Annotated in this window: 25 protein-coding genes; 9 read left to right on the top strand and 16 right to left on the bottom strand. The window is 70.0% G+C overall.

Annotation, left to right across the window (positions count from 1 at the left end; genetic code table 11):
* Positions 1-22 precede the first annotated feature (22 nt).
* The 4 genes from F6W70_RS01820 (at position 23) to F6W70_RS01805 (ending at position 3,016) form a co-directional block, all read left to right on the top strand.
* Positions 23-697, top strand: coding sequence for a TetR/AcrR family transcriptional regulator (locus tag F6W70_RS01820; protein WP_055866024.1), 675 nt, complete (start codon positions 23-25; stop codon positions 695-697).
* Between the two features lie 83 nt (positions 698-780).
* On the top strand, positions 781-2,070 hold the full coding sequence (locus tag F6W70_RS01815) for a flavin-dependent oxidoreductase (protein WP_055874512.1): 1,290 nt from the start codon (positions 781-783) through the stop codon (positions 2,068-2,070).
* Positions 2,067-2,543 (top strand): MarR family winged helix-turn-helix transcriptional regulator, encoded by a 477-nt coding sequence (locus tag F6W70_RS01810; RefSeq protein WP_055866028.1) that lies wholly within the window; start codon positions 2,067-2,069, stop codon positions 2,541-2,543. The genes F6W70_RS01815 and F6W70_RS01810 overlap by 4 nt, the downstream gene beginning before the upstream one ends.
* On the top strand, positions 2,540-3,016 hold the full coding sequence (locus tag F6W70_RS01805) for a DUF3237 domain-containing protein (RefSeq protein ID WP_318278776.1): 477 nt from the start codon (positions 2,540-2,542) through the stop codon (positions 3,014-3,016). Before F6W70_RS01810 ends, F6W70_RS01805 begins: the two co-directional genes overlap by 4 nt.
* A gap of 66 nt (positions 3,017-3,082) precedes the next feature.
* Here the strand turns inward: F6W70_RS01805 and F6W70_RS17920 are convergent, their stop codons facing one another.
* The 3 genes from F6W70_RS17920 to F6W70_RS01795 are packed head-to-tail and all read right to left on the bottom strand — an operon-like array spanning position 3,083 to position 6,062.
* The gene (locus F6W70_RS17920; protein ID WP_268775990.1) at positions 3,083-3,217 is read right to left on the bottom strand and encodes a hypothetical protein; all 135 of its coding nucleotides are present in this window, start codon (positions 3,215-3,217) and stop codon (positions 3,083-3,085) included.
* Positions 3,214-4,725 (bottom strand): carboxylesterase/lipase family protein, encoded by a 1,512-nt coding sequence (locus F6W70_RS01800; RefSeq protein WP_151485768.1) that lies wholly within the window; start codon positions 4,723-4,725, stop codon positions 3,214-3,216. Before F6W70_RS01800 ends, F6W70_RS17920 begins: the two co-directional genes overlap by 4 nt.
* A 29-nt stretch (positions 4,726-4,754) precedes the next feature.
* Entirely contained in the window at positions 4,755-6,062 is a 1,308-nt protein-coding gene (locus F6W70_RS01795; RefSeq protein ID WP_151485767.1) for an MFS transporter, read from the bottom strand.
* A gap of 148 nt (positions 6,063-6,210) precedes the next feature.
* On the opposite strand from F6W70_RS01795, the gene F6W70_RS01790 reads away from it, so the two are divergent.
* Positions 6,211-6,780: a TetR/AcrR family transcriptional regulator gene (locus F6W70_RS01790; protein WP_151485766.1), complete on the top strand. Its 570-nt coding sequence runs from the start codon at positions 6,211-6,213 to the stop codon at positions 6,778-6,780.
* 9 nt (positions 6,781-6,789) lie between these two features.
* On the opposite strand, the gene F6W70_RS01785 is transcribed toward F6W70_RS01790, so the two are convergent.
* The 5 genes from F6W70_RS01785 to F6W70_RS01765 all read right to left on the bottom strand — a co-directional run bounded on the left by F6W70_RS01785 (position 6,790) and on the right by F6W70_RS01765 (position 11,556).
* Positions 6,790-7,860, bottom strand: a complete 1,071-nt coding sequence (locus F6W70_RS01785; RefSeq protein ID WP_373695288.1) for a DNA-methyltransferase — start codon at positions 7,858-7,860, stop codon at positions 6,790-6,792.
* On the bottom strand, positions 7,839-8,888 hold the full coding sequence (gene lplAB / locus F6W70_RS01780; RefSeq protein ID WP_055866034.1) for a lipoate-protein ligase LplAB: 1,050 nt from the start codon (positions 8,886-8,888) through the stop codon (positions 7,839-7,841). The genes F6W70_RS01785 and lplAB overlap by 22 nt, the downstream gene beginning before the upstream one ends.
* Before the next feature lie 38 nt (positions 8,889-8,926).
* Positions 8,927-9,664: a DUF1684 domain-containing protein gene (locus tag F6W70_RS01775; protein WP_151485765.1), complete on the bottom strand. Its 738-nt coding sequence runs from the start codon at positions 9,662-9,664 to the stop codon at positions 8,927-8,929.
* 267 nt (positions 9,665-9,931) lie between these two features.
* A complete protein-coding gene (locus tag F6W70_RS01770) occupies positions 9,932-10,783 on the bottom strand; it encodes an alpha/beta fold hydrolase (RefSeq protein ID WP_141387140.1) in 852 nt (283 codons plus the stop codon).
* Positions 10,784-10,818: 35 nt separating this feature from the next.
* Positions 10,819-11,556 (bottom strand): copper homeostasis protein CutC, encoded by a 738-nt coding sequence (locus F6W70_RS01765; RefSeq protein WP_151485764.1) that lies wholly within the window; start codon positions 11,554-11,556, stop codon positions 10,819-10,821.
* 107 nt (positions 11,557-11,663) lie between these two features.
* Here F6W70_RS01765 and F6W70_RS01760 point away from each other — a divergent pair, with 107 nt between their 5' ends.
* From F6W70_RS01760 to F6W70_RS01750, 3 genes are all read left to right on the top strand, one after another.
* Entirely contained in the window at positions 11,664-12,056 is a 393-nt protein-coding gene (locus tag F6W70_RS01760; RefSeq protein WP_256934870.1) for a MarR family winged helix-turn-helix transcriptional regulator, read from the top strand.
* Positions 12,057-12,061: 5 nt separating this feature from the next.
* Positions 12,062-13,396, top strand: coding sequence for an MFS transporter (locus F6W70_RS01755; RefSeq protein WP_082524278.1), 1,335 nt, complete (start codon positions 12,062-12,064; stop codon positions 13,394-13,396).
* 62 nt (positions 13,397-13,458) lie between these two features.
* Positions 13,459-13,746, top strand: a complete 288-nt coding sequence (locus tag F6W70_RS01750; protein WP_055866047.1) for a hypothetical protein — start codon at positions 13,459-13,461, stop codon at positions 13,744-13,746.
* 108 nt (positions 13,747-13,854) lie between these two features.
* Here F6W70_RS01750 and rocD read toward each other — a convergent pair whose 3' ends face one another.
* The 7 genes from rocD to F6W70_RS01715 all read right to left on the bottom strand — a co-directional run bounded on the left by rocD (position 13,855) and on the right by F6W70_RS01715 (position 22,160).
* A complete protein-coding gene (rocD, locus tag F6W70_RS01745) occupies positions 13,855-15,060 on the bottom strand; it encodes an ornithine--oxo-acid transaminase (protein ID WP_151485763.1) in 1,206 nt (401 codons plus the stop codon).
* Positions 15,057-15,935, bottom strand: a complete 879-nt coding sequence (ddaH, locus tag F6W70_RS01740; RefSeq protein ID WP_127483051.1) for a dimethylargininase — start codon at positions 15,933-15,935, stop codon at positions 15,057-15,059. The genes rocD and ddaH overlap by 4 nt, the downstream gene beginning before the upstream one ends.
* A gap of 184 nt (positions 15,936-16,119) precedes the next feature.
* Positions 16,120-17,130 carry an NAD(P)-dependent alcohol dehydrogenase gene (locus F6W70_RS01735; RefSeq protein WP_151485762.1) on the bottom strand — a complete coding sequence of 337 codons (1,011 nt, stop codon included), beginning with the start codon at positions 17,128-17,130 and terminating at the stop codon, positions 16,120-16,122.
* A complete protein-coding gene (locus F6W70_RS01730) occupies positions 17,127-17,357 on the bottom strand; it encodes a helix-turn-helix transcriptional regulator (RefSeq protein ID WP_055866058.1) in 231 nt (76 codons plus the stop codon). The genes F6W70_RS01735 and F6W70_RS01730 overlap by 4 nt, the downstream gene beginning before the upstream one ends.
* Positions 17,357-17,791, bottom strand: a complete 435-nt coding sequence (locus F6W70_RS01725) for a hypothetical protein (RefSeq protein WP_055874546.1) — start codon at positions 17,789-17,791, stop codon at positions 17,357-17,359. Before F6W70_RS01725 ends, F6W70_RS01730 begins: the two co-directional genes overlap by 1 nt.
* 81 nt (positions 17,792-17,872) lie before the next feature.
* Positions 17,873-21,523 carry a proline dehydrogenase family protein gene (locus F6W70_RS01720; RefSeq protein WP_151485761.1) on the bottom strand — a complete coding sequence of 1,217 codons (3,651 nt, stop codon included), beginning with the start codon at positions 21,521-21,523 and terminating at the stop codon, positions 17,873-17,875.
* A gap of 76 nt (positions 21,524-21,599) precedes the next feature.
* The gene (locus F6W70_RS01715) at positions 21,600-22,160 is read right to left on the bottom strand and encodes an acyl-CoA thioesterase (protein ID WP_031205706.1); all 561 of its coding nucleotides are present in this window, start codon (positions 22,158-22,160) and stop codon (positions 21,600-21,602) included.
* A gap of 131 nt (positions 22,161-22,291) precedes the next feature.
* On the opposite strand from F6W70_RS01715, the gene F6W70_RS01710 reads away from it, so the two are divergent.
* Positions 22,292-22,801: a GNAT family N-acetyltransferase gene (locus tag F6W70_RS01710; RefSeq protein WP_031205707.1), complete on the top strand. Its 510-nt coding sequence runs from the start codon at positions 22,292-22,294 to the stop codon at positions 22,799-22,801.
* An 84-nt stretch (positions 22,802-22,885) separates the two neighbouring features.
* On the opposite strand, the gene F6W70_RS01705 is transcribed toward F6W70_RS01710, so the two are convergent.
* Positions 22,886-24,037 carry an acetyl-CoA C-acetyltransferase gene (locus F6W70_RS01705; RefSeq protein ID WP_151485760.1) on the bottom strand — a complete coding sequence of 384 codons (1,152 nt, stop codon included), beginning with the start codon at positions 24,035-24,037 and terminating at the stop codon, positions 22,886-22,888.
* Between the last annotated feature and the right edge of the window lie 30 nt (positions 24,038-24,067).

Here is a 24,067-nt window from a genome sequence, read left to right as displayed (position 1 = left end):
GACGAGACGGAAGGAGGCGGCGATGAGCGCGGTCACGAAGAAGGACCAGCCGCCCAAGCGCGCCCGACTGGATCGAGACCTCATCGTCGAGGCCGGCCTCGAACTCTCCGGCGCACCTGGCGTCACGACGATCTCGGTACGCGACCTCGGCTCCAGGCTCGGTGCCGACCCCACCGCGATCTACCGCCACTTCCAGAGCAAAGACGCCCTGATGGGTGCGCTCCTGGATGAGCTCAACGGCCGCGCAGCGGCATCAGTGCAGACGCCGCTGGAGCGGTGGGACGAGCGCCTGCGCGAACTGTCGCTTGCGACACTCGACCTGTTCACCCGGCACCCGGCGATCGGCGCAGAGGCGATGACGCTCACGACACACGGACCCGGCGAACTCGCCGCCATCGAGCTGATGCTCGACGCGTTCCAGCGCTGCGGACTCGACGGCGAGGAACTGGTGCGGCACTACGCCCTGCTGGCCGCGCACGTGCTCTCGCTCGCCGCCGGCATCGCTCGGGCACGGGCCGAGAACACGAGCGATGACGATGGCGATTCCTGGCTCGACACTCCGCTGCTCGCCGACCCGCGCAGGTTCCCGCTCATCGCGCAGCACTCCCTGCTGCTCTCGGAGCTGCAGGACCGGGACCTCTTCCTGAGCGGGGTCGACCTCATCATCGACTCCGCCAGACGCACCGCCGCCGCCTGAACACGCTGACCTCTTGCGCTCCACATAGTTTTGTGACAAAACTATGTTCACCGCTCACGGCGAGCGGAGAGCAGGAGAGATCGATGAGGATCATCATCGTCGGCGCAGGCATCGGCGGACTCGCCACCGCGATCAGCCTGCACGAGGCGGGGTTGCGCGACGTGACCGTGTTCGAACGCAGCAGCACCATCCGCGGGCTCGGCGTCGGCATCAACCTCCTCCCCCACGCGATGCGCGAGCTCACCGAACTCGGTGTCGCCGACTCGATCGCCGCCGAGGGCGTCACTCCCACGACACTCAGCTACTTCACCCGCCGCGGCGAGGAGATCTGGAGCGAGCCGCGCGGACTCGCCGCCGGCTACCACTGGCCGCAGCTCTCCGTGCACCGGGGCCGTCTCCAGCTCGCCCTGCGCCACCTCGCCGAGGCCCGTCTGGCCGAGCCGATCCGCCTCGGCCACCGCCTGATCGCCGCGGCATCGAACGCCGACGGCACCGAGACCGCGCGCTTCGCGACCGACGACGGCGAGGTCGAAGAGACCGCAGACGTGATCATCGGCGCCGATGGCATCCACTCCGCACTGCGAGCCCTGAGCTACCCCGACGAGGGCGCACCGCCCTGGAGCGGTCTCACGCTGTGGCGCGGCATCACCCGCATTCCCGCGTTCCTCGACGGCCGCACCATGATCATGGCCGGCGACGGCGAGCAGAAGTTCGTCGCCTACCCCCTGAGCGAGAAGGATGCCGCGGGCGACATGCTCGTGAACTTCATCGCCGAGCGCCGCGTCGGCGGCACCGGCGATGCGGACTGGAACCGCGCCGTCGACCCGGCGCCGATCGCCGAGCTGTTCCGCGAGTGGAGCTTCGACTGGCTCGACATCCCCGCTGCGATCGCGCGTGCCGAAGAGATCCTCGAGTATCCGATGGTCGACCGCGATCCCCTCCCGCAGTGGACCCACGGGCGCACCACCCTGCTCGGCGACGCCGCGCACGCGATGTACCCGAACGGGTCGAACGGCGGCTCACAGGCGATCCTCGACGCTCGCACGCTGGCGTTCCACCTTGCCGCCTCCGACGACTCCGCCGCCGGCATCGAGGAGGCGCTCGCCCGCTATGAAGACGCTCGTCGCCCCGCGATGACCGCGCTGCTAGCCGGCACCAGGGCCACCGGGCCCGAGCGGGTGATGCAGCTCGCCCGCGAGCGCGCACCCCAGGGCTTCGACGACATCGAGCAGGTGATCTCCCTCGCCGAGCGTCGACAGATCGCGACCGACTACAAGGTCGCGGCCGGATTCCTGCCCGAGCTGCTCAACGACCGGCCGTCGCTCACCCCGCCCTCTGCTGGCTCGTCGACTCCGACGCAGGCGCGCCGATGACCGGGCTGGACGCCGCCAGACTCGCCGCCGTCATCTCTCCGCTGCGTCGCGCACTGCTGGCCGCGACGCGCGCGGAAGCCGGTCTCCCCGAGCTCTCGGAAGCGCAGATCGATGTCCTCCGCACCCTTCCGACGGGTGCGAGCCGAGGTCCGGCGGAGATCGCCGCGCAGCTGCGCCTGAGCCGACCGACGGTGAGCAACCTGCTCAGCTCGATGGAAGCGGATGGCCTGATCGAGCGTGGCCCCGATCCTTCCGACGGACGTCGAGTCGTGGTGCGCGCCTCCGACCGGGCGCTGGACCTGTTCGACCGCTTCGATGCCGTGAACTCCGCCCTCGTCGCACGGGTGGGCCGCGAACTCGACGACGCGGATCGCGCTGCGCTCGACGCCGCACTCCCCGCACTCGAACGCCTCTGCGCCGCGCTCACCGGGCCGGATGCCACCACTTCGTCGAACCGTCAGGACACCCCGTGAGCACCCTGCATGACCTGCTGCCCGCCCCGACGCTCGAGGCCGCCTTCGACGTCTCCGTCGACCTCGGGGTGCTGGAGGACCACGGCGCCACCAGTGCCGGGCACCGCCGCGTGGTCCCGATCCTCGGCGGCCGCATCACCGGCACCGTCGAGGCCGAGATCCTTCTCGGCGGCGCCGACTGGCAGCTCGTCCGCCCCGACGGCACGATCGAGATCGACGGCCGCTACTCGGCGCGCACCGCATCGGGCGCGCTCCTGCTGCTGCATGCGAAAGGCCTGCGCACGGGATCGCCCGAGGTGCTCGAAAGGCTGGGCCGTGGCGAGGACGTCGATCCCCGCTCCTACTGCTTCCGCACGACAGTGCAGGTGGAGACCGCTGCACCTGCACTCGCGGATCTCCAGCGCAGCCTCTTCATCGCGGTCGCGCAGCGCCAGGCCCACGCGGTGCACTACCGCGCCCATCGCGTGGGCTGACGCCGGATGCGAAGAACGCCGGGAGCCCCTGAGAGCTCCCGGCGTTCTCGATATCGTGCCGGGACCTCAGCCCGCGGCATCCACCTTCCGCAGGAACCGGATCCGACGCTCCTGATCGCGCCGCAGCCACGGCAGGAACGCCCACCACAGCAGTACCGCCACCGGCCGGGTGGTGTCCCCGACCGCCACGGCCGTGGTCACGGCGACGTTCTCAGCAGCGGCCGCACCGAGGCGTAAGCGTCGGCGACGTCGCGCGTCGGCACGTCGTAGACCCGGGCGACGCCCTTCGCCCCCTGATGGCGCGGCCACCCGGGATCGCCTCCGGTGATGAAGGCGACAGCGGCGCCGTGCACCTCGTCGGCCAGCTCCTGGGGCGGATGCGGTCCGGCGAGCGGCTCCATGGCCGGACCGTCGAGGCAGTCGAAGAAGAACGGCACATCGAGGCAGTGCTCGGCGAAGCCGAAGTGGCCCGACGGCCAGGAGAACCGGTACAGCCAGGTGGGGGCATCGCCACGGTCGGCGACGATCTTCAGCAGCGCCGAGCGGAACATCCGGTCCGTCAACAGCCGACCGGCCACCCTGGCGTTGCCGAGCCCGGTGATGTCGGAGTTGGCGGCGAGGTACTCCCGTCGCACGCTCTTCGGCAGCCCGAGCCTGTTCAGCAGGAGCGACCTCGGCACCCAGCGCAGCTTCTTCTCGGAACCTGCGAACACCATCGTGAACTCGTCGTCGGTCGCACCGAGCACGAGCGGCTTGTCGGCCCCGACCCCCGCGGCGAGGGACTCCCGTGTGGGTCGTGCCAGCAGGTCGCCGTCGACGGCGGGCCCGAGCGGCAGGCCGTCTTCAACGACGCTGCCGAGCGAAGCCGGTCCGAGCGCGGTCGCCTTCTTCTGCAGCTCGAGGATGCGCTCCTCGCTCAGAGACGAGAAGCCCGCGACGGTCGGCTCGACGCCCGCCGCTGCGGCGAGTGCACGCCCGAATGCCTCGGCGCGGGCGGGGGCCACGTCGGCGAGCGCACCGGAGATCGCGTACACGCCCTGGAACAGGTGCTGCGCCTTCTCCATCCCGAGCAGGGTCAGCACAGCGCCTCCGCCGGCGGACTGTCCGGCGATCGTCACCCGCGACGGATCCCCGCCGAAGTCCGCGATGTTCTGCTGCACCCATTCGAGGGCGAGCAGCCAGTCGCGCACACCGCGATTGGACGGTGCGTCTTCGATCCAGCCGAAGCCGTCGAAGCCCAGGCGGTACGACAGCGACACCGTCACGACGCCGTCGCGGTTGAAGTTGCGTCCGTCGTACCAGGAACTCGCCGGTGAGCCCGCGAAGTACCCGCCGCCGTGGATCCACACCAGCACCGGGAGACCGGTCCCCTGCTCGGCACGGGTCGGGTCCGGGGTGAAGACGTTCACGTTGAGAGTGGAGTCGCCCTCGATGCTCGGCTCGGGGATGAGCGTCACACCGGGGTCCCCGCGCTGCGCGGTGGCGGCGAACTCGAGCGCGTCGCGCACCCCCTCCCACGGGGCCTTGGGCACAGGCGCCTGGAAGCGCAGCTCTCCGATCGGCGCCTCGGCGAACGGGATGCCGAGGAAGCCGGCCGAGCGCGGATTGCCGCGCCCTCCCGTGGTCGCACGCCAGCGGCCGCGCACCCGTCCTGCGCTCGTGCTCACCTCGACATAGTCGGCGGTCGTCTCGAAGTCGGTATCGGTCATGACAGCATTCTCCCGGTCGTTCCTGGTCATCAGCGCACTCCCCTGATCGGCGCGGTCGCGACCGCGGCGAGGATCACGAACACGATCGCGAAGACGAAGAGCATCGCGTAGCCGCCGAGGGACGTGATGATGATTCCGCCGATCGCGGGGCTCAGCGCCTGCGGCACGTTGGTCGCGACGTTGAGGATTCCGAGGTCCTTGCCCGCCGAGGCCCCTTCGTCCGGCAGCACCTCGGTCATGAGCGCGGCATCCACCGACATGTACAGACCGAAGCCGATGCCGTTGATGACGCTCATCAGGATCATGCCGGTCATGTTCGGCTGCAGCAGCGGCATGGCGAATCCTGCGACCATGACGACGGATGCGGCGTAGATGAACACCTTGCGACGACCGACCCTGTCGCTCCACCAGCCGGAGAGGGCGATCGCGATCAGGGTCGGGACGAAGGCGACGAGGGTGAGGGTGACGACCGCGCCCTGGGCGTCCGCGAGCGGGAGGCCGATGTAGTCCGTGAGCATGTACAGCTGGTAGGCGCTGACGACGAAGTAGCCGAGGATGAGCAGGAACCGCGCGGCGAACGCCCAGGCGAAGTCGGGGTGGCGGCGCGGATCGATCCAGAAGCCGGCGAAGAACGCGCGCCAGCGGAACGCGTCGACCGCGGCCTGCTTCGACGACCAGTCGCGGTTCACGAGCGCGAACAGCAGCGCCGCCACGATCACGGCGCCGCCGAACACCGCATAGCCGATGCCGATCTGCGCGGCGAAGGCGCCGGCGAGCATGATGCCGACCGTCATGCCGACCTGCGTGCCGAGTCCGATCATCGCACTCGCCCCACCGCGTTTCGCGCGGGGGAACCTATCGGCGGTGATGGCGGTGAGAGGTGCCTGGAAGAAGTTCAGCGCGACCTGGATGATCACCCAGAACACCGTGATCCAGAGGATGTCGGTGAGCGACCCCATGCCGAACAGGAAGATGCCGCCGATGATCGCACCGAGCACCATCCACGGCACGCGGCGGCCGAAACGCGACCGTGTACGGTCGCTCAGCGCCCCGACGATCGGCTGGGCGAACAGCGTGAACACGAAGGAGATCGTGGTGACGACGGCGAGGTTCGCGACCTTGTTCGCCTCGTCGATCATCAGCACCTGGCTCGGCAGGAGGATCGCGATGAGCCCGCCGTACGTCGCGAAGAGGGTGAGCGAGGCGATCAACAGGCTGGGCAGCAGGCGCCGATTCGCGGGCGGACTCGCCGCCGGTTCCCCCGCTTGAGGCGGAGCCGAGCGGATCGTGCCGGTGGGGGCGAGTTCGGCGGCGGGGTCGAGCGGTGACACGGACATGTCGGCTCCTCATCGAGCGGAATCAGGTTAATACCAAATGCTATTCGGTATTCATCCGACATGCTGGCAGATCGCAGGTCATCCCCGCAAGCCATTCACGAACGTTGTTTGGTTTTTGTGATCTCGTCGCGCCGGTTACCCTGGAGCCATGGCGACACGAGGGGCGTATGCGAAGGGCGTCGCCAAGCGCGAGGAGATCCTCGAAGCCGCTCTCGCCGTCGTCGCCGAGCACGGATACCGCAAGGCCTCTGTGCGGGAGATCGCGGATGCCGCCGGCCTCAGCCCCGCGGGGCTGTTGCACTACTTCGGCAGCAAGGAAGAGCTCTTCGTCGCGATCCTCCGCGCCAGAGACGACCGCGACGAGCAGGAGTACGCGGGCGAAGACGCCTCCAGTGCCTTCCTCGCGGTCATGCGCCACAACACCTCCGTCCCCGGACTCGTGCAGCTCTACGCGCAGCTGGCCGCCGAGGCGGGAGACCCCTCGCACCCCGCTCACGCCTACTTCCGCGAGCGCACCGAGCGGGTCGAGTCCCTCACCCGTGCCCAGGTCGCCGAGGATCAGAAGGCCGGCCGGATGCGCGACGACCTCGACCCCGCCTGGGTGGTGCGCACTCTGCACGCCCTGGCCGATGGGCTCCAGGCCGCGTGGATGCTCGATCCGTCCCTCGACATGGCCGCCGAGATCGAGCAGTTCCTCGTGTTGCTGCGTCCGTCCTGACGACCCGCGTCAGTCGAGCGTCGTCGCCTCGGCGTGCGGCATCCGCGCCCTCATGATCCGCACCGCCTCGGGGTTGTCGTCCACGAGCACGGCGTCCCGGCCCAGCGCCGAGGCCACCGCTCCCGTCGTGCCGCTCCCGGCGAACAGGTCGAGCACACGGTCTCCGGGACGACTCGATGCCGTCACGATGCGGCGAAGGATCCCCTCCGGCTTCTGCGTGGGATAGCCGGTCTTCTCCCGCCCCGTCGTCGGCACGATCGTGTGCCACCAGACGTCGGTGGGCAGCTTGCCGCGCGCGGCCTTCTCAGGGGTGACCAGTCCCGGCGCCATGTAGGGCTCGCGGTCGACCTCGTCGGAGTTGAAGACGTACTCGCGCGGATTCTTGACGTAGACCAGGATCGTGTCGTGCTTGGTGGGCCAGCGACTGCGCGACTTGGCGCCGTAGTCGTACGCCCAGATCAGCTCGTTGAGGAAGCAGTCCCGCCCGAACACCGCGTCGAGCATGACCTTCGCGTAGTGCGCCTCCCGATAGTCGAGGTGCAGATAGAGGGTGCCGTCGTCGGCGAGCAGCCGCCACGCCTCCTCGAGCCGGGGCATGAGGAAGGCGCCGTAGTCGTCGAAGCGGTCGTCATAGGCGCGCAGCATCCCGCGCACCCGCTCGTACGCGTGGCCGTGGAATCCGTGCCGCACCTCGGTCTCGGGCTCGGGCGTCCCCTGTGCAGGACTCCTCGGATCCGAGCCAGCCGCCCCCGAGCGGTCGCCGGATTCCGGGGCTGGGTCGACGTCCGGTACGGACTCTCGAGGAGCTGTGGACGTCCGCCGCGCGGTGACCACCTGCCGCTCCTGCGTGCGACCGGTGTTGAAGGGCGGGTCGAGGTACACGAGCGTGAACGATCCGGAGGGCAGGGTCGCGGCCACGGCGAGGTTGTCGCCCTCGACGATCGTGACCGCACCGCGCACGACGGGATCAGTCACGACCGGCTCGGGCACGACTGGCTCGATCGCCGGCGCGGCGTCCGGCGGGTCCGCTGCGGCGGAGAGGTCGGGATCCGGCGCCGTCACGGCACCCGATGCAGCCACGCCTCGGTGGCGAACTTCGACTCGACGAGGGCTTCGGCATCGGCGTACTCGTCGGCCGAGATCGATCCGGTCTCGGCGTCGGTCAGCGAGCGGAACGTGTCCTTGAAACGCTCGATGATCTCGGCGCGCTCGAGCCCGGTCTGACTGCGCAGCGGATCGACGCGCTTTGCGGCGGAGGTCGTGCCCTTGTCGCTGAGCTTCTCGCGACCGATGCGGAGGACCTCGGTCATCACCTGTCCGTCGATGTCGTACGACAGGGTCGCGTGGTGCAGCACTCCCCCGTTGGCGAGACGCTTCTGGGCAGCACCGCCGATCTTGCCGGTCGGACTCGCGATGTCGTTGAGCGGCTGGTACACCGCGTCGATACCGAGCGAGCGCAGCGCCTGCAGCACCCAGTCGTCGAGGAACGCGTAGGAGTCGGCGAAGGTCATGCCGGCGACGAGCGATGCGGGCACGTACAGCGAGTACGTGATGATCTGTCCGGCCGCCATCAGCATCGCCCCTCCACCGGAGATGCGGCGGACGACGTCGAACCCGTGCGTCGCCGCTCCCTCGGGGTCGACCTCGTTGCGGTACGACTGGAAGGATCCGATCACGACGGCCGACTCGTTCCACTCCCAGATGCGCAGGGTGGGTCGACGGCGGCCCTCGCCCACCCGCGAGGTGAGAACCTCGTCGAGGGCGAGGTTCATGCGCGGCGAGACGGCCTCATCGTGCACGATCTCCCAGTCGAAGTCACGCCAGCCCGGAGCGGTCACGAGCGCACGGCGCACCGCGGTGCCCACGGCCTCCGGGCTGAAGCCGAGCAGCTGGGCGCCGTCGGGAAGAGCTCCACGGACGGCGTTCGCGATCACGGTCGCGTCCGACTCGACCGGCAGTCCGTTCACGGCGGCGTTGATGTCGTCCAGCGCCGAGTCGGGCTCGAGGAAGAAGTCGCCGGCGAGGCGGAAGCGGGCGATCCGATCGTCCTCGATCTCGAGGTCGACGACGACGAGTTTTCCACCTGGGACCTTGTATTCACCGTGCACGGTTCCAGCTTAAGGCGCGCAGCCCCGGTTCCGGCGGGTCAGCCTCCGAGCACCACCACGCGCTCCCCGGCGCGGATGGGCGTCGAGTACCGGTTGCCGACGGGCGGGAGCGGGCACACGAACTGGTCCGAGAACGCGCACGGGGGCAGGTAGGCGCGGTTGAAGTCGATCACGGCCGTGCCGCCGGCGGCGGGTTCGTCGACCGGGAGGAACCGGAAGCGGTACGTCTCGAGCCCGTTCGTGCCGTCGGCGAAGACCGCGCCGAGCGCTCCCTGCGCGCTCCGGGTCACGGTCAGCGTCTGCGGGGCCCCTGCCAGCTCGAACCGCAGTCGACCGGCGACGGGCGTCTCCCGCGCATCCCCGTCGACCGACGTGATCACGATCTGCTCGCCGGGCGTCTCCTCGAACACGGCCGGCAGCCGCCAGCGCTCGTCGGGGGCGTAGGCGTCGATCGCCGTGAACCACTCGCGCTGCGGACGGGCCGGGTTCAGCACACGCAGGGCGAGCGTGCCGTGGCGCTCGAACACGCGCAGCTCACGGCGTCCGAGGCGGATGCTCTCACCGCCGCGCAGCACGACGGTGGATCCCGCCCGACCGAGCTCGCTGCCGCGGATGCCCCCGTCACCGGTGAGCGCCCAGAGACCGGGGATGCCGTCGACGGCCGCCGCCTCGGTGATGAGCCAGTTCGTCGACTCCAATGCCGACGGACCGTACTCCGAGCCCGCGTAGCGCTCGCGTGACGCGTGCCAGTCCTGCCAGTCCTTCACGAAGCTCATCGGAGCGGTCCCTCCCGTGCGAGGGCACCGCAGAACGGGGCACTCCTCGCTCATGCGCGGAATATTGCCCCGAATCTACGGGGGCTCCGCGCCGGTCGAGGCAGCAGCGTCACACGTCTTCACCGCGCGTAACGCCGCGTCACACCGGCCTCATCCGGGAACACCTCACGCCCGCACCCACGGTCCCCGCCGAGACCCACCGTCACAAGCGGTCGCCACCGTGGGTATGGGCGAGGAGCATGGGTCTCGGCGATGAAGCCGCGAATCTCAGCGCGCGGGGATGTGCGTGTCGAGCCAGGCGAGCACGTCGGCACGCACCTCTTCCTGCTGCAGCTCCGCGAAGATCTCGTGACGCGCATCCGGGTACACGAGCGTCGTGACGTCGGTGAGGCCGGAACGGTTGCGGTACTCGTCGGCGAGCTTGTGCACGCTGCGGGGTCCGCCCACCGGGTCGTCCCGACCCACGAGCAGCAGCATCGGGATGTCGTATCCGAGGTCTCTGGCCGGGCGGCCGTAGAGCTTCGCGGCCTCGATCGGGCCGAAGAGCTTGAGCAGCGGCACGTCGGTGGTCAGCGGGTCCTCGTCGAACGCGGCCCACACGGCAGGATCGCGGCTGAGCCACTCGAGACCCGTGGCCCCCTCGCCTGCCCAGCGCGCGTTGAGCGGCGCGGCGTTCAGCGAACCGGGCATCCGCAGTGCAGATCCGGAGAGGATCACGGCGTCCCAGGCTTCCGGGTGATCGTTGACGAGCATCTGCGCGAGGAACGAGCCCCAGGAATGCCCGAGCAGCACGAGCGGGAGATCGGGGTTCTCCTCGCGGATGATGCCGGTCAGCTGCCAGACCGCCTCTTCGGCCGCGCGCAGTCCGCCCTTGCCCAGGCGTCCGAGCTTCTCGGGTCCGCCGTGCTGACGGATGCCGGTGCGTCCGTGCCCGCGGTGGTCGTCGGCGTAGACGTGGAACCCGGCGCCGGTGAGCGCGGCGATCAGCGCTCCGTACCTCCCGGCATGCTCGCCGACGCCGTGCAGCAGCTGCACCACTCCCCGGGGCGTCCCGTGCGCAGGATGGACGTCATAGACGATGTCGACGCCATAGGCGTCGGTGAACTCGCGGGTATCCATCACGGTGCGAGCCTACTCACCCTGCGAGGGGGCGGCTACCGCGCGAGGGCGTCCCGGATCGCGAAGGCGATGTCGCGGTCGGTGACCTCGTAGCCGCCGACCCCGTCGGAGGCGGACCCCATGCGCACGCCCCCGTCCTCGGTCACAGCGCGCTTCGCGGAGAAGTGGATGGCGTCGACGCCCGCCGCCGCCAGCACCGGAGCACTGGTCACGTCGACGCCGCTGCCGGCCATGATCTCGATCTCGCCCTCGGCGGCGGCGACCAGAGCGCGCAGCGTCTCGATGCCGTCGATCGCGGCGGATGCCCCGCCCGAGGTGAGCACGCGGCGAAGGCCGAGCTCGCGGGCGCTCTGCAGCGTCGCGACAGGATCGGCTGTCACGTCGATGGCGCGGTGCAGGGTGACAGGCGCGCCCCCGGCGGCGTCGCGCAGACGGGCCATCGCGACAAGGTCGAGGCGCCCTTCGGCGTCGAGGGCTCCGATGACGACACCTGCGGCACCGGCGGCGACCGCGCGGCGGACGTCGCGTTCGGAGACGACGAGCTCGTCCTCGGTGTAGTGGAAACCGCCAGCGCGGGGCCGGATCAGCACGTGCACCTCGGGGCCGTCGGCACCTGCCGCCTCGACGGCGAGCTCGAGGGTCGCGGGAGACGGGGTCAGCCCGCCGAGGGCGAGGGCCGTGGCGAGCTCGACGCGGTCGGCGCCGACTTCTGCGGCGATCCGCACTCCAGCGGGGTCCTGCACGGCGATTTCGAGAGCGAGCGTTCGGGTCACCCCTCCATTGTGCCCGCTGCCGAGACGGCATCCGAAAAATTAGATAGGCTATCTAAGTAATGTCTGCGTCTGATGAATCACTCCATCTCACCGCCACAGACCTTCGCATGGCCACGTTCCGGCTGGCCCGCCGCCTCCGCTGCGCCCGCGCCGCCGACTCGATGAGCGACGCGCAGCTGGCGGTGCTCGCCGACCTGCGCATGAACGGCCGCCGCACGGTCTCCACCCTCGCCGAGCGCGAGCGCGTCACGGCCCCCTCGATGACCAGCACGATCAACGGCCTCGAGGAGCAGGGCTACGTGGTGCGCACGCCCGATGAAGACGACCGCCGCCGTGTGCAGGTCGCCATCACCGCGGCAGGCACCGAGATCGTCGCCGAGACCATCCGTCGACGCGACGAGCTGCTCGCCGACATGCTGCGCGAGGTCGAATACACCGAGGCCGAGCTCACCACGCTGCGCGAAGCCAGCGCGCTGATGAGGCGGGTGGTCGAACGATGAGCGCCATGTTCCGCTCCTTCGCGAACATCAACTACCGGATCTGGTTCGCGGGCGCCCTGATCTCCAACGTCGGGGGATGGATGCAGGCCACCGCTCAGGATTGGGTGGTGCTCACCGAGCTGACCGACAACGACGCCACCGCGATGGGCGTGACGATGGCCCTGCAGTTCGGGCCTCCGCTCGTGCTCGTGAGTCTGACCGGGTGGGTGGCCGACCGCTTCGACCGACGGCACATCCTGTTCGCCACCCAGTCGGCACTGCTCGCCTTGGCCATCGCCGTCGGCGTACTGCTGCTGAACGACCTCATGACGCTGCCGATGATGTTCGGCTTCGCCCTCGGGTTCGGCATCGTGAACGCGTTCGACGCCCCGGCCCGGCAGGCGTTCGTCTCCGACATGGTCTCCACCGGCGACACCTCCAACGCGGTGGCCCTCAACTCGGCATCGTTCAACCTCGCCCGCATGGTGGGGCCTGCCGTCGGCGGCCTGCTGATCGTGGCGATCGGCTCGGGCTGGGTCTTCATCGTGAACGCGGCGACCTTCCTGGCGATGCTGCTCGCACTGATGCTGATGCGCCGGAGCCTGCTCGCTCCGCGTCTGAAGAACCGCAACCGCGGCGGACTCGCGGCCGGATTCCGCTACGTGTGGGGGCGCAGCGACCTGCGCGTGGTGTTCGTCACGGTGTTCCTGATCGGCGCGTTCGGCATGAACTTCCCGATCTTCGCCTCCACCATGGCTCTCGAGTTCGGCGCCGGGGCCGACGGGTACGGCGTGCTCAGCTCGGTCCTCGCGATCGGCTCGCTGATCGGAGCCCTGCTCGCCGCCCGACGCGATCGAGCCCGCGTGCGCGTGGTGATCCTCGCCGCCGGCGGGTTCGGCATCGCCGCTTTCGTCTCGTCGGCCATGCCCACATACGCGTCCTACGCCGTCACCCTGACCTTCACCGGGTTCATGATCGTGACCCTCCTCACCACCGCCAACGGCTACGTGCAGATCACCACCGATCCCGCTCTGCGCGGACGTGTGCTCGCCCTGTACATGGCGGTCATCATGGGTTCGACACCCGTCGGAGCGCCGATCGCCGGATGGGTCGCCGACACCTTCGGACCGCGCGCCGCGATCATGCTCGGCGGCACCGCGGGATTCGTCGCGTGCGCGATCGGCGTGATCTGGGTGGCGACCTCTGGCCGCCTCCGGCGCGATGAGAATCGCCGCTTCCTGCTCACGCTCGACGAGACCCGCCCCCTCCGCGTGATCGAGGTCGACCCGATCGAGTTCAGCGACGAAGCGGCTGTGACCACACCGATCCGCAGCGCCAAGAAGAGCGAGCGCGAGAACTGACCCGCGTCGGGGCGTTTGTCAACGCCCTCTCCGAGACGAACGCCTCGACGTACCGTCGATGCATGGACGAGAACACGGAACGCACCCCCCACCCGCAGGATCCGGCCGAGGGCGCGCGCCGCGTCGGAGGAGCCGACGAGGACTCCGGTCAGGGCGACGGCACCGGCGGCGCGATCCAGGGAGACAGCTCGCGCGGAGAGTCGACCGGCGGCGCCATCCAGGGCGACGCAGGCCAGGGACACCGCGCGGCGCTCGGCGGCGACGAGACCACCGAGGATCAGCTCGACGCCGACAACGAAGCAGAAGAAGACACCCTCAAGACGCTCGACCCGGACTCGCCGCCGGCCTGAGCACGCACGAGGGCAGCGCCACCGCCAGCCGTCGCCATCCCCAGGCCACGGCCCTCCCCTGCGGTGGCGTTGCCCGTGCCCGCGTACGCGGAGGCGGGATACGCCTGATCAGGCGCCCAGCACGAGCTTGAGCTGCTCCACCGCCCAGTCGAGTTCGGTCGCGCGGATCACGAGCGGCGGTGCGATGCGGATGGTCTGTCCGTGCGTGTCCTTCACGAGCACGCCGCGTTCGAGGAGCTTCTCGGCGATCTCGCGACCCGTGCCCTTGGCGGGATCGACGTCGACACCGGCCCAGAGCCCGGCGATGCGCACCGCGGTGACGCCGTGGCCGATCAGCGGCTGCAGCGCCTGCTCGAGATGGGCGCCGAGTGCACGCGCCCGCTCCTGGAACTCGCCCGTCTGCAGCATCTCGACCACGCGCAGGCCCACGGCCGCAGCCAGCGGGTTGCCGCCGAAGGTAGAGCCGTGCTCGCCCGGACGGATGACGCCGAGCACATCGGCGTCGCCGACCACGGCCGAGACCGGGAGGATGCCGCCGCCGAGCGCCTTGCCGAGCAGGTAGAGATCGGGCACGACGCCCTCGCGGTCACAGGCGAACGTCTCGCCCACGCGCCCGAGTCCGGCCTGGATCTCGTCGGCGATGAACAGCACGTTCTTCTCGTCGCAGATCTCGCGGATGCGGCGCAGGTACCCCTCCGGCGGGATCACGACGCCGGCTTCGCCCTGGATCGGCTCGACCAGCACGGCCGCCGTCTCGTCGGTGATGGCCGCGGCGATGGCCTCCGCGTCTGCGTACGGCACGACGTCGAAGCCCGGCGTGTAGGGGCCGAAGTCGTCGCGGGCCGTCTCGTCGTCGCTGAAGCTGACGATCGTGGTCGTGCGGCCGTGGAAGTTACCGGCAGCCACGATGATGCGCGCCTTGCCCTCGGGGATGCCCTTGACCCGGTAGCCCCATGCGCGGGCGACCTTGATGCCGGTCTCGACGGCCTCGGCTCCCGTGTTCATCGGCAGCACGAGGTCTTTGCCGGCAAGCTCGGCGAGCGCCGCGGCGAACGGTTCGAGCCGATCGCTCTGGAACGCACGGCTGACGAGCGTCACCCGTCCGAGCTGCTCGGTGAGCGCCGCGACGAGGGCCGGGTGCCGGTGGCCGAAGTTCACGGCCGAATACGCCGCGAGCAGGTCGAGGTAGCGCTTGCCCTCGACGTCGGTCACCCATGCCCCCTCCGCGCGGGCGATGTTCACCGGCAGCGGGTGGTAGTTGTGTGCGACGTGCGGCTCGGCGCCTGTCGCGGTGGTCTCGTCGAGCGCGGTCACTTCGCACCCCGCAGTTCGAGTGTGCAGCACTTGATGCCGCCGCCGCCGAGCAGCAGCTCGGACAGGTCGACCATGATGGGGTTGTATCCACGCTCGCGCAGCTGCTTCTCGAAGCCCTTCGCACGCGGCGAGATGACCACGTTGTAGCCGTCGCTCGCCGAGTTCAGGCCGAACACCGAACCGTCTTCGTCCGACACCAGGATCGCGTCGGGGAAGCGCTCCTCGAGGATGGCGCGGCTCGCGTCGTCGAAGGCACCGGGGAGGTAGGCGATGTTCGCGCGCTCCGGGCCGCCGTTCTCCGTGCCCTGCACCGGGTCGAGCACGGCGATCGCGGTGTCGAGGTGGTAGAAGCGCGGGTCGACCAGGTTGAGCGAGACGACCTCGCGACCGAAGACCTCGCCGACCTCGCGGTGGCTGTCGCCCGTGGAGCGGAAACCGGTGCCGGCCAGGATCACGTCGCCGACGAGCAGGAAGTCTCCCTCGCCCTCGTTGACCTCCTTCGGCATCACGGTGTCGTACCCCGCGGCGCGGAACCACTCGGCGAAGGCCGGCGACTCGCCCTGGCGCTCGACGAAGCGGAACTCGGGCACGTAGGCGCGGCCGTCGATGAGGAAACCGCCGTTGGCCGTGTAGACCATGTCGGGGTACCCGGCGAGCGGCTCGATGAGCTCGACCTCGTGGCCCAGCTCGATGTAGAGGTCGTAGAGCTTCTGCCACTGGGCCACCGCGTTGGCGGTGTCGGTGGGCTTCGTCGGCTCCATCCACGGGTTGATGGAGTAGTTGACGGTGAAGTGCTCCGGCTTGCACATGAGATAGCGGCGGTGGTGCGCGGTGCGGGCGGGGGCGGTGGAGACGGCGGCTTCAGGCGTCGACATGGGTGCTCTCCTCGGAGGACGGGCGCGGCGGACGCTGTCCAGGGGCCCGGCGGTCCTTCGACCCTTCACTCGTTCAGAGCGGGCTTCGGGGAAGATGCGACTCGGGCACGCCGAGGTCCATTGTGTCACCCGCCCCCTGTGCGCCGCCAGAGCGCCGTGCGGTGCCACCCCCATCCGGGCGGGATCAGGAGCCGGTGACCACGACCTTGCCGACGGTGTGACCGGCCTCCAGCCGCGCGAGGGCGGTGGATGCTTCGCCGAAGGGGTACTCGCGCTCGATCACCGGCACCACGCGACCTTCGGCGACGAGCTCGAGGAGCTTCGCCAGCACCTCGGCGCGGGGCGACGCGGCGAGCGGTCGGATGCTCCGCGAGCCGATAGACAGGAACACGGCGCGCAGCATCCGCGGCAGAGGACCGAGCACGTGTCCGCCGTCACCCGTGACCAGCACGACGTTGCCGCCGGGAACCACCAGGCGCTTCAGCTCTCGAAGCGGGATGCCTCCGGCGATGTCGATGATCACGTCGAATCGCCCGTCCGGTAGCGCGCTCAGCGGCGACACCCGGTGATCGAACGTGCGCACGGCGCCCAGCTGCTCGACCAGGGGAGCGTTTCGGTCACGGCAGCTCGCCCAGACCTCGGCGCCACGAAGGGCCGCGAGCTGCACCGCGAACGTGCCGACGCCTCCGGAGGCGCCGATGATCAGGACCCGCGGCGTGGCACCGCCGGAACGAACGCCCTCCGAGATGCCCAACCCGGCGAGATCCAGCGCCTGCCACGCGGTTCCTCCCGCGACGGGGAGGCATGCGGCGGCCTCCGGCTCGACGCCGGTGGGGATCGGCACGAGTCGCGACGCGGGTACGGTCACGTGCTCTCCGAGCCCGCCACCGCCGACCAGCTCGCCGACGACCTCCTCTCCGATCTCGGCGCCGACGACGTCGGGACCGACGGCGACCACGGTGCCGGCGACCTCGATGCCGCGCACGGGGTACTTGGGACGGGTCATGCCGAACACCGGCCGCACCAGCAGAGGATCCCCGAGCAGGAGGCGCACATCGCCCGCGTTCAGGGCCGTGGCGCGCACTCGCAGCAGCACCTCCCCGCGACCGGGCACGGGCACCGGGATGCGCTCGAGCGCGACGCCGTCGGCCGAACCGTAGGTCTCTCGGCTCCACGCCTTCATCGATCGGTTCATGATGCTGCTCCTGACGTGTCGGGGTATTCGAAGATGTCGTCGAGGCCGACGCCGAAGGCGCGGGCGATCTGGAATGCGAGTTCGAGCGTCGGCGAGTACTTCTGCTGTTCGATCGCGATGAGCGTCTGGCGCGTCACGCCGACCGTGCGCGCGAGCTCGGCCTGGGTGAGTCCGGCCTGTTCGCGATGCATGCGGATGGTGTTCGAGACGCGGGTGGGCTTGACCATCAGACGAGGCCCCGCCGGTAGGCGATCACCCGGGCGATGCAGCCGATGAAGGCCGACACCGCGAAGCCCGCGAACATCGTGTTCGCGATCCAGAAGACATCGGCGCCGACCGCGCACAGCGCGATGACGCCGAGTCCGGCGATCACCACGAAGCCCTGTTCCACACGGCCGCCCATCCGGCTGATGTCGCGGTCGCGGATGTCGGAGCGACCGACGCCGTCGGGGTCTTTGATCCCGGCGATGAGCCCCCAGCCGATGCTGACCACGATCGTGGCGACGATGCCCCCACCGATCACCCACAGCATGAGCGGGAACCAATCGACGTCGGTGAGCGGGCCTCCCCCGGCGTTCTGGAGCACCAGCACGACGTACGCGACCATCACGATGGGGCTGACGATCAGCCCGGCCCAGGCGTTGCGTTCTTCAAAGACCATGACGACTCCGATGTAAAAGATTGTTGACACGCTCAGCGTACGTCGACGCCGGAGGTGTGTCAAGAATTCTTTACACGAAGATCAGATCACGTCGCTGCTCCACGGGTCGAGGTTGCCGTAACGGTGCGCGGTGATCGAGATCGACTGCTCGTGCACGAACGGCAGCAGCTCGATGCGCGCGGCGGCCGTCACCTCGCCGTCGTACACCGCGAGATCGGGATCACCGGCCGAGGCGGTGGCGAGCTTCGCGCGAAGAGCGGCGACCCCGTCACGGCCGCCGACCAGCCGCACCCGATCGCTCGCCGGCAGCGCGACGCCGTCGGAGGCATCATCCTGCCCCAGCATCCGCTGCAGCCACTCGTCGTCGCTCTCCAGGAACACCGGGGCATCGAGGTCGCTGAGGGCTCGACGCACGTCGGCGGGCACCCCCACCGGTGTCGAGATGACGAACTTCGCACCCGAGCGCACTCCGGCGATCACGACGCGCAGCAGGTCCTGCAGAGCCGCATCGTCGGTCGCGCGAACCTCGACGGGCACCGGCCGGTAGCGGAAGAGGTTTCGCTCCACGCCCAGACGCGAGACGTCGCGCACCTGCCCGAACTCCCGGTCCCAGGCGAGCGCATCCGACAGCGCGGAGCGCCGGAGCCACTCGAACGACTCGTAGGCGAGCGACGACTGGGCCGATTCGATCAGGGCCGTGATGCGGGAGTCGAGCCCCCGCAGATGCAGGGTGCTGGAGGCCGGTCCGCCCGGCTGCGAACGCCACGACCCCAGGCCGATGAGGTAGTTCGGGCCACCGGCCTTGGCACCGGGACCGACCGAGGAACGTTTCCACCCGCCGAACGGCTGGCGCTGCACGATCGCCCCGGTGATGCCCCGGTTCACGTAGAGGTTGCCGGCCTGCACCCGTCCGAGCCAGTACGACAGCTCCTCCGGGTCCTGGGTGTGCAGACCTGCGGTGAGCCCGTAGGCGACGGCGTTCTGCATCTCCACGGCGCGCGCGAACGTCGGCGCGTGCATCACCCCCAGCACCGGTCCGAAGAACTCCTCGGCGTGAAAGCGCGACCCCGGCTGCACACCGACACGGATGCCGGGCCGCCACAGCCGCCCGCTGCCGTCGTCTCCCGGTGCGAGCGCGGGCTCGATCAGCCACTGCTCATCGCCTTCGAGCTCGCTCAGCGCCCAGGCGAGCTTGCCGTGAGGCCGCTCGATCACAGGGCCCACCTCGGCCAACGGATCGGTCGGCTGCCCGACGTGCAGCGAGCGCACGGCGTCGGCCAGCTGGCGGGCGAACCGAGCCGAGCGTCCGACCGGACCCACGAGGATCACCAGCGACGCCGCCGAGCACTTCTGCCCGGCATGCCCGAAGGCGCTCTTGACGAGGTCGGCGACGGCGAGGTCGAGATCCGCCGACGGGGTGATGATCATGGCGTTCTTGCCGCTGGTCTCGGCGAGCAGCGGCAGGTCGGGCCGCCACGAACGGAACAGCGCGGCCGTGTCCCACGCTCCGGTGAGGATCACGCGATCGACGGCGTCGTTCGTGATGAGCGCGCGCCCGAGCTCGCCCTCCTCGATGTCGACGAGTGCGAGGAGGTCGCGCGGCACCCCCGCCTGCCACAGGGTCTCGGCGATCACGGCAGCGCAGCGGCGGGCCTGCGGCGCGGGCTTGAAGACGACGCCGGAACCTGCGGCGAGCGCGGCGAGCACGCCACCGGCGGGGATCGCGAGGGGGAAGTTCCAGGGCGGTGCGACGACGGTGACCGCCGCCGGGACGAACACGGCTCCGGCGATCGCGTCGAGCTCGCGCGCCTTGGCCGCGTAGTAGCGGGCGAAGTCGACCGCCTCGCTCACCTCGACGTCGGCTTCGGCGAAGACCTTGCCCGTCTCGGAGGCCGCGACCTCGATGAGATCCCCCCGGCGCGATTCGAGCGCGGCCGCAGCGCGCAGCAGCACCTCGGCGCGTTCGGCGGCGGGCCGCACGCCCCAAGACGGGGCCGCGCGATGCACGCCCTGCACGATCCGTTCGAGATCCTCCGCATCCGAGACCCGCGCGACCGTGATCGTGGCGGCGCCGAGGTCGGATGCGGGGATGCGCTCGCGCACCTCACGCGCCCACTCGCGGTTCGCAGGGAGGGCGGGGTCGCTGTCGGCGGTGTTCGAGAAGCCCGGCGCTCCGCCGGCATCCTGATCCAGCTCACGGGCGGAGTACACGGCGGTCTCGAGGAACGCCTCCCGTCCTCCGTCGTCGGAGCCGCGCGAGATGCCGAGCACCGCCTTGGTGAGTTCGGTCTCGGGCATCGCGGCTGCGGGGGCCGTCCGCACGGACTCGTGCACGGGCGCGCTGCGGTCTTGCGTGCGACGCGGCCCGATACGCAGCGTGGGGTCGCCCGCTCTGTCGAGCGCATCGAGGAAGCGGTCATGCTCCCGCACGAACAGCGACTCGTCCTCGCCGAGGCGGAACGCGGCGGAGAGGAAGTTCTCCGACGAGGCGTTCTCCTCGAGCCGGCGCACCAGGTAGCTGATGGCCACGTCGAACTCGGCGGGCTCCACGACCGGCACGTACAGCAGCACCGGGCCGACCTCGCGCGAGACGGCCTGCACCTGTCCCTGTGCCATGCCGAGGAGCATCTCGAACTCGACGGCCTCGCGCACACCCCGTTCCCCCGCCAGCAGCCACGCGTAGGCGATGCCGAAGAGGTTGTGCCCCGCGACGCCGAGCTTCACGGCCGCGGCGCGCTCGGGCTGCAGCGCCCAGTCCAGGCAGCGCAGGTAGTTGGCGTCGGTGTCGAGCTTGGTGTCGTAGGTCGCGGGCGTCCAGCCGTGCATGCGCGCCTCGACGTGCTCCATCGCGAGGTTGGCGCCCTTGACGAGTCGCACCTTGATGCGGGCGCCGCCGTGCGCGACGCGGTCCTGCGCCCAGGCGGTGAGCTCCTGCAGGGCGGGCAGGGCGTCGGGCAGGTAGGCCTGCAGCACGATCCCGGCCTCGAGCCCGGTCAGGCGCGGGTCTTCGAGGATGCGCGTGAAGACCGCGATCGTGAGGTCGAGGTCGCGGTACTCCTCCATGTCGAGGTTGATGAAGGTGCCGTCGGCCGCTGCGGTGACGTACAGCGGCAGGAGGCGAGCGACCACCTCGTCGACGACCTCCTCGAACGCCCACATCGAGAGGTGGCTGATGATCGCCGAGACCTTGACCGAGACGTAGTCCACATCCGGGCGCTGGATGAGCGCGTGGATGCCGTCGAGCCGCCGCCGCGCCTCCGTCTCGCCGAGCACGGCCTCACCGAGCAGGTTGAGGTTGAGACGGGAGCCGTTCGCCCTGATCCGCTCGATCGCCGCTCCGAGTTTCGCTGGGCGCGCGTCGACGACGAGGTGGCCGACCATGTCGCGGAGCACCCAGCGGGCGATCGGCACCACGGGCGAGGGCAGGATCTGCGCGACACCGCCGCCGAGACGCACCACCGAGCGCAGGTACCAGGGCAGGAATTCAGGCACGATCGGGGCGATCCGGTGCAGCTGCGAGGCCGCGGCGGTGAGGCTCTCCGGGCGCATGACGCCGTCGACGAAGCCGAGCGTGAACGGCAGACCGTTGACGTCCTGCAGCACCCCGGCGAGCCGGGCGGCGGCAGGGTCGGGTTCGATCGCCGCGGCCTCGATCGCCCACCGACGAGCGAGCTCGACGGCACGGTCTGCGAGGGGTGCGGATGCCACGGCATCCGACAGGGAGTCAGCCATGGATTTCAGCCTAGGTCCGTGCTCTGGTTTGCACGGTATACAGGCCCGTCCCGGGGCGGCTACCCCGTCGCTTCTTTCACCCCCAGACGCTCGGAGCCTTCACCCGCACGGGAGGGAGGGCGGACGCCGCGGCCCAGTCGTGAACCCACGCATCGATCTCCGGCACGCCTTCGGGCTTGCCCACGGCGGCGAACAGCTCTTCGTTGCTGACGGTGCCCCCGGTACGGCGCAGCATGCGCGAGCGCACGATCACCCGCGCGTAGATCTCTCCGTCGACGACGGCCCTGTGCTCGAGGAACACCGCCTTGTCGTCGTGGCCGATGAAGCGCGACTGCACGTCGAAGCGCTGCCACAGCTGCAGCGACTTGCGGAACGTCACGGTCTCGCTGGACACGACCGCGTACCAGCCGTGCTCCTTCATCGCGTCGAACAGCCCGGTTCGTATCAGCAGATCCCAGCGTCCGAGGTCGAAGAGCGACAGGTAGCGCCCGTTGTTCATGTGGCGCAGGATATCGATGTCGGTCGGCAGCGTGGTCAGGCGGATGCTGCTGACCGCCGACGCATCGAGGGTCTTCCCCCGTCGCACGCGGCGGCGAGCGCCGAGGATTACCAGGAGGGTCCGCCAGATCACGTTCACGAGGATCGATCGTAGCCAGGAGCGCACGATCGGCGAACATCGTTGTGCGAACCCTCCATGCCCGCGCATCGGGTGTCATCGAACATCCACTCGATTTCCTCTTCGTGGACGCCGCGCGTAGAGTCACGAACATGAGCGCCGAAGCCCAGCCTGAAGTCATCGTCCGTCCGGTCCGTGATGTGGATGCGGAAGCCCTCGGTCGCGTGCACGCGCAGTGCTGGCACGAGACCTACGACCACCTGATCAGCAAGGCGGCGCTGGAGAAGGTCTCGCCCCGCCGCATGGCCGAGCTGTGGACGCACTGGGCCTCGCAGGGCCCCGAGTTCACGATGAACGCCGCGCTCGTCGACGGCGAGATCGTCGGCTTCGTCGGCTCCGGTCCCGCGCGCGACAAGGACGCTCCCGCGTTCCGCGAGCTCTACTTCATCTACCTGCTCGATGCGTGGCACTCCACCGGCATCGGCCAGAAGCTGTTCGACGCGGCCGTCGAGAAGGACGAGCCGCTGTATCTGTGGGTCGCCGAGGACAACCCCCGCGCGCACCGGTTCTACGCGCGCAACGGCTTCCGCCTCGACGGCGCATCGCACACCGAGCCGTTCCTGGGCGAGACGCTGACCGAGGTCCGCTTCGTCCGCCCCTGATCGATCGCACACGCGAGAGCGGGCCGTCTCCCCGGGGAGGCGGCCCGCTCTCGCTGTCTGCGCTGGTGCTCGCGCGACGGCAGGTCAGAGGCGCTCGATGATCGTCACGTTCGCGACACCACCGCCCTCGCACATCGCCTGCAGGCCGTAGCGTCCGCCGGTGCGCTCGAGTTCGTTCAGCATGGTCGCGAGCAGCCTCGTGCCGGTCGCACCGATCGGGTGGCCGAGCGCGATGCCGCCGCCGTTGACGTTGACCTTCTCGTAGGGGGCGTCGAGCTCGCGCATCCAGGCGAGGACCACGGGAGCGAAAGCCTCGTTCACCTCGAACAGGTCGATGTCGCCGATGCCGAGCCCCGCACGCTCCAGAGCGTGCCTGGTCGCCGGGATGGGCGCCGTGAGCATGAGCACGGGGCTGGCGCCGCGGACCGTCATCTGATGGATGCGTGCGCGCGGCGTGAGTGCGTGTTCGCGCACGGCCCGTGCGCTCGCGATGAGCACGGCGCTGGAGGCATCGCTGATCTGCGACGACACGGCGGCCGTGATCCGTCCGCCTTCCCTGAGCGGCGCGAGCTGTGCCATCCGCTCCAGGGTCGTGTCCCGGCGCACGCCTTCGTCGTGGTCGAGACCGTTCAGCGGGGCGATCTCGTTCGAGAAGCGACCTTCGTCCTGCGCGACGGCCGCGCGGCGGTGGCTCTCCAGGGCGAACTGCTCCATCTCCTCGCGGGAGATGTCCCACTTCTCGGCGATCAGCTCCGCACCAGCGAACTGCGAGATCTCCTGGTCGCCGTACCTCTCGCGCCACCCCGGCGACTCCGCATACGGGGTGGTGAATCCGTAGGCCTCCCCCACGATGGCCGCAGCGAGCAGGGGCACCTGCGACATGTTCTGCAGACCGCCCGCGATCACGAGGTCGTTCACGCCGCTCTTCACGGCCTGCGCCGCGAAGTGCACGGCCTGCTGGCTCGATCCGCACTGGCGATCGATCGTGACACCGGGCACATGCTCGGGGAATCCGGCGACCAGGGCGGCGGTGCGTGCCACGTTCCCCGCCTGTCCGCCGATCGCGTCGATCGCCCCCAGCACCACGTCGTCGATCACCCCGGGGTCGATCCCGACCCGATCAACCAGCGCGCGGAGGCTGTGCGCGCCGAGATCAGCCGGATGGATGCCGGAGAGCGATCCGCCGCGCCGTCCGACCGGGGAGCGGACCGCATCGATGATGTACGCCTCGGCCATGATCTTCCTTCCGTCGTCGAGAATGATCCT

Source organism: Microbacterium maritypicum (assembly GCF_008868125.1).
Taxonomy (GTDB): domain Bacteria; phylum Actinomycetota; class Actinomycetes; order Actinomycetales; family Microbacteriaceae; genus Microbacterium; species Microbacterium maritypicum.
Note: the sequence above shows the minus strand (reverse complement) of the source record. Positions and strands in the feature narration are given on the sequence as shown.

Bases quoted from the DNA above. Each gene is read 5' to 3' on its own strand.
- F6W70_RS01725 (WP_055874546.1), bottom strand. From the start codon at position 17,791: ATGGTCTTTGAAGAACGCAACGCCTGGGCCGGGCTGATCGTCAGCCCC.
- F6W70_RS01760 (WP_256934870.1), top strand. From the start codon at position 11,664: ATGGCCACGTTCCGGCTGGCCCGCCGCCTCCGCTGCGCCCGCGCCGCC.
- F6W70_RS01800 (WP_151485768.1), bottom strand. From the start codon at position 4,725: ATGACCGATACCGACTTCGAGACGACCGCCGACTATGTCGAGGTGAGC.
- F6W70_RS01775 (WP_151485765.1), bottom strand. From the start codon at position 9,664: ATGAGCTTCGTGAAGGACTGGCAGGACTGGCACGCGTCACGCGAGCGC.
- F6W70_RS01770 (WP_141387140.1), bottom strand. From the start codon at position 10,783: ATGGATACCCGCGAGTTCACCGACGCCTATGGCGTCGACATCGTCTAT.
- F6W70_RS01720 (WP_151485761.1), bottom strand. From the start codon at position 21,523: ATGGCTGACTCCCTGTCGGATGCCGTGGCATCCGCACCCCTCGCAGAC.
- F6W70_RS01755 (WP_082524278.1), top strand. From the start codon at position 12,062: ATGTTCCGCTCCTTCGCGAACATCAACTACCGGATCTGGTTCGCGGGC.
- F6W70_RS01815 (WP_055874512.1), top strand. From the start codon at position 781: ATGAGGATCATCATCGTCGGCGCAGGCATCGGCGGACTCGCCACCGCG.
- F6W70_RS01730 (WP_055866058.1), bottom strand. From the start codon at position 17,357: ATGGTCAAGCCCACCCGCGTCTCGAACACCATCCGCATGCATCGCGAA.
- F6W70_RS01705 (WP_151485760.1), bottom strand. From the start codon at position 24,037: ATGGCCGAGGCGTACATCATCGATGCGGTCCGCTCCCCGGTCGGACGG.
- F6W70_RS01735 (WP_151485762.1), bottom strand. From the start codon at position 17,130: ATGAACCGATCGATGAAGGCGTGGAGCCGAGAGACCTACGGTTCGGCC.
- F6W70_RS01795 (WP_151485767.1), bottom strand. From the start codon at position 6,062: ATGTCCGTGTCACCGCTCGACCCCGCCGCCGAACTCGCCCCCACCGGC.
- ddaH (WP_127483051.1), bottom strand. From the start codon at position 15,935: ATGTCGACGCCTGAAGCCGCCGTCTCCACCGCCCCCGCCCGCACCGCG.
- F6W70_RS01710 (WP_031205707.1), top strand. From the start codon at position 22,292: ATGAGCGCCGAAGCCCAGCCTGAAGTCATCGTCCGTCCGGTCCGTGAT.
- F6W70_RS01820 (WP_055866024.1), top strand. From the start codon at position 23: ATGAGCGCGGTCACGAAGAAGGACCAGCCGCCCAAGCGCGCCCGACTG.
- F6W70_RS01790 (WP_151485766.1), top strand. From the start codon at position 6,211: ATGGCGACACGAGGGGCGTATGCGAAGGGCGTCGCCAAGCGCGAGGAG.
- F6W70_RS01750 (WP_055866047.1), top strand. From the start codon at position 13,459: ATGGACGAGAACACGGAACGCACCCCCCACCCGCAGGATCCGGCCGAG.
- F6W70_RS01810 (WP_055866028.1), top strand. From the start codon at position 2,067: ATGACCGGGCTGGACGCCGCCAGACTCGCCGCCGTCATCTCTCCGCTG.